Below are 2,873 nucleotides of genomic sequence, written 5' to 3' on the forward strand. Positions count from 1 at the left end.
AACGCGATGATCGCCGCGCATCTGGGACGGTGGGGTCCGTCGGTGCGCGACACGATCGAGTTGTTGCAATCGGAGCCCGTCGAGCGGGTCATGTCGGTCGTCGACTATCAGGCAGTCGAGCCCAGCGCGCCACCCGAGCAGCGGCTGATCGTCGGCGCCTGGCACGACCAGATGGCGCGACGAGAACCGGCCGAGCGTCTGCACGAGCGGTGGGGCGGCGAACTGTACTGGCACCGCGGAAGTCACGTCGGCCACCTGTTCGCGGGCGGCGTGCAGCGCTCATCGGAGCGATTCCTGGCGGCGGTCGGCGGGAAGGGCGCCCGGTGACGGCGAGTACGGCCGCGGTGCCGGATGGCATCGACGAGGTTGACGCCGGCTGGTTGACCATGGCGCTGCGCCTCGATGCGGGGCTCGACGGGGCGACGGTCGACGACGTCCGCGCCGAGCAGATCGCGATCGACAGCGGCTTCTCGTCGCTGCTGTACCGGCTGCACCTGACCGGCACCGGCGTGCCGTCGAGCCTGATTGCCAAGCTCCCCGCGGTCTCGGAGGCACGCGGTGCGATGGAACTGCTGGGTGGGTACCGGCGCGAGTTGTCCTTCTATCGCGACGTGGCCGGGCGCGCCCCGATGGACACGCCGCGTGTGTATGCCGCCCGGATGGCCGACGACGGCGTGGATTTCGTGCTCCTGCTCGAAGACCTCTCGGATTGGGACAACGCCGACCATCTCGCCGGGCTGTCCATGGACCGCGCCCGCATCTGCATCGGACAGCTCGCGGGGCTGCACGCGTGGTCGCCCGGACTCGCTGTGTCGGAGCAGTTCCCGAGCATCGACACCCCGATCGCACGGGATCTGCTGTTGCCGGCGTTCGGGCCGGGGTGGGAGATCTACCGCGCGCACACCTCGGCGAGCGTGCCGCCTGCGGTGGCCACGTTCGCCGAACGATTCACCGAGCGCGCGGTGGCGGCGCTGCCCGTTCTCACCGAACGGGACATGTTGTTGCACGGTGACATTCGTGCCGACAACCTCTTCTTCTCCGGCGACCGCATGAAGGTGGTGGACTTTCAGTTCACCGCCCGCGGCGCCGGCGCGGCCGACGTGGCGTACCTCGTCACCCAAGGTCTGCCGACCGCGGTGCGCGACGGACGCGACGAGGCACTGTTGCGTGAGTATCTCGACCGTCTCGCCGCGCACGGCGTTGCGGACTACGGATTCGACGAGGCGTGGCGGCACTACCGGTTTGCGGCCGTCTACCTGATGGTGCTCCCGGTCATCACGCTCAACGGGTGGGACGCGATGCCGGAACGGTCGCGGCGCCTGTGCCTGACGCTCACCGACCGTGCGGTGGCGGCGATCGACGCGATCGACGCCCTGGAGGTGTTCGGATGACCCGGTCCGCCCGCGAGGTGGTCGAGCTTTACAACCTGGTGGCGTGGAACAAGGCGGATTTTGCGCTGGCCGACGAACTGTTGGGCGAGACGGTGGTCCGCCATGAGGTGGGGGAGCCGGCGCACGTCCTGACTCACGAACAGGCGGTGCGCCGGGTGGTCGACATGTGGGCGGTGTCCGAGAGTATCCGGTTCGATCTGAACCTCGTGGTCGCCGGTGACGACGGGGAACACGTCGCGATCGTCTACCAGTCGCCGATCAAGATGAAGGACGGCACGCAGACCACGATCGGCAGTATGGAAGTCTTCCGGGTGGTCGACGGCAGGATCGTCGAGGTGTGGAACTGCGGCTACAAGCAAGGAGTCTGGGCGTGACCGAACGAGTGCTCGACGAACTGGGCTATTACCTGTTGGCGGGTGCCGGGGGCGAGGGGCCGTCGACGCTGATGGACGAGGCCCGTCGCGGCGAGGAGCTCGGGTTCGGCACCGCGTTTATCTCCGAGCGGTGGAACGTCAAGGAGGCGTCGTCGCTCGTGGGTGCGGCGTGCGCGGTCACGTCGCGTATGCAGATCGCCACGGCGGCAACGAATCACAACACTCGCCACCCGCTGATCACCGGATCGTGGGCGACGACGATGCACCGGCTATCGGGGGGCCGGTTCACGCTGGGCATCGGTCGCGGGGTGGCCGCGATGTATGCGGCGTTCGGCATCCCGTCGGTCACGACCGCTCAGATGGAGGACTTCGCGCAGGTCATGCGGCGGTTGTGGAACGGCGAGGTGATCTTCAACCACGACGGACCGATCGGCAAGTATCAGGTGCTGTTCCTCGATCCGGACTTCCGTGAGGACATCCGGCTGGCGGTGGTGGCGTTCGGCCCGCAGACGCTGGCGCTGGGCGGTCGGGCGTTCGACGACGTCATCCTGCACACCTATTTCACGCCGGAGACGCTGCAGCGCGCGGTCAAGACGGTCAAGGACGCCGCCGAACAGGCGGGCCGCGATCCGGCCAGTGTGCGGGTGTGGTCGTGCTTCGCCACGGTCGGCGACCATCTGCCCGAGGAGCTGCGGTTGAAGAAGACCGTGGCCCGGCTGGCGACCTACCTGCAGGGTTACGGCGATCTTCTGGTCAAGACGAACGGCTGGGATCCGGCTGTGCTGCAACGCTTCCGCGACGACAAGGTCGTCCAGTCGATTCCAGGCGGTATCGACCACAAGGCGTCGGCCGAACAGATCGAACACATCGCGACGTTGATTCCCGACGAATGGTTGGAGCCCGCCGCGACCGGATCGCCGCAGCAGTGCGTCAACCGGGTCCGCAAGGAGTTCGACTACGGCGCCGACGCGCTCATCATGCACGGCGCGACGCCCGAGGAACTCGAGCCGATCGTCGCCGCTTACCGCGCATCGGTGTGAGTTGGCCCCATCTCGGCGAGCGGCGTGATCTGGCCCCGTCTCGGCGAGCGTGCGTGTTTGCACACGAC

3 protein-coding genes and 1 pseudogene are annotated in these 2,873 nt (G+C 67.8%); all 4 read left to right on the plus strand.

All coding sequences use genetic code 11. The features are described 5' to 3' along the window. A pseudogene (locus A5698_RS18340) lies at nucleotides 1-327 on the plus strand (alpha/beta hydrolase); the annotation flags it as partial. After that, nucleotides 324-1,391 carry a phosphotransferase gene (locus A5698_RS18345; protein ID WP_231967452.1) on the plus strand — a complete coding sequence of 356 codons (1,068 nt, stop codon included), beginning with the start codon at nucleotides 324-326 and terminating at the stop codon, nucleotides 1,389-1,391. The pseudogene A5698_RS18340 and the gene A5698_RS18345, both read left to right, overlap by 4 nt. Next, nucleotides 1,388-1,765, plus strand: a complete 378-nt coding sequence (locus tag A5698_RS18350; RefSeq protein ID WP_068299846.1) for a nuclear transport factor 2 family protein — start codon at nucleotides 1,388-1,390, stop codon at nucleotides 1,763-1,765. The genes A5698_RS18345 and A5698_RS18350 overlap by 4 nt, the downstream gene beginning before the upstream one ends. Then, entirely contained in the window at nucleotides 1,762-2,805 is a 1,044-nt protein-coding gene (locus A5698_RS18355; protein WP_068299847.1) for a TIGR03857 family LLM class F420-dependent oxidoreductase, read from the plus strand. Before A5698_RS18350 ends, A5698_RS18355 begins: the two co-directional genes overlap by 4 nt. Nucleotides 2,806-2,873: the final 68 nt, after the last annotated feature.

Origin of the sequence: Mycobacterium sp. E136, from assembly GCF_001666865.1 — a bacterium.
In the GTDB taxonomy this organism is placed as follows: Bacteria; Actinomycetota; Actinomycetes; order Mycobacteriales; family Mycobacteriaceae; genus Mycobacterium.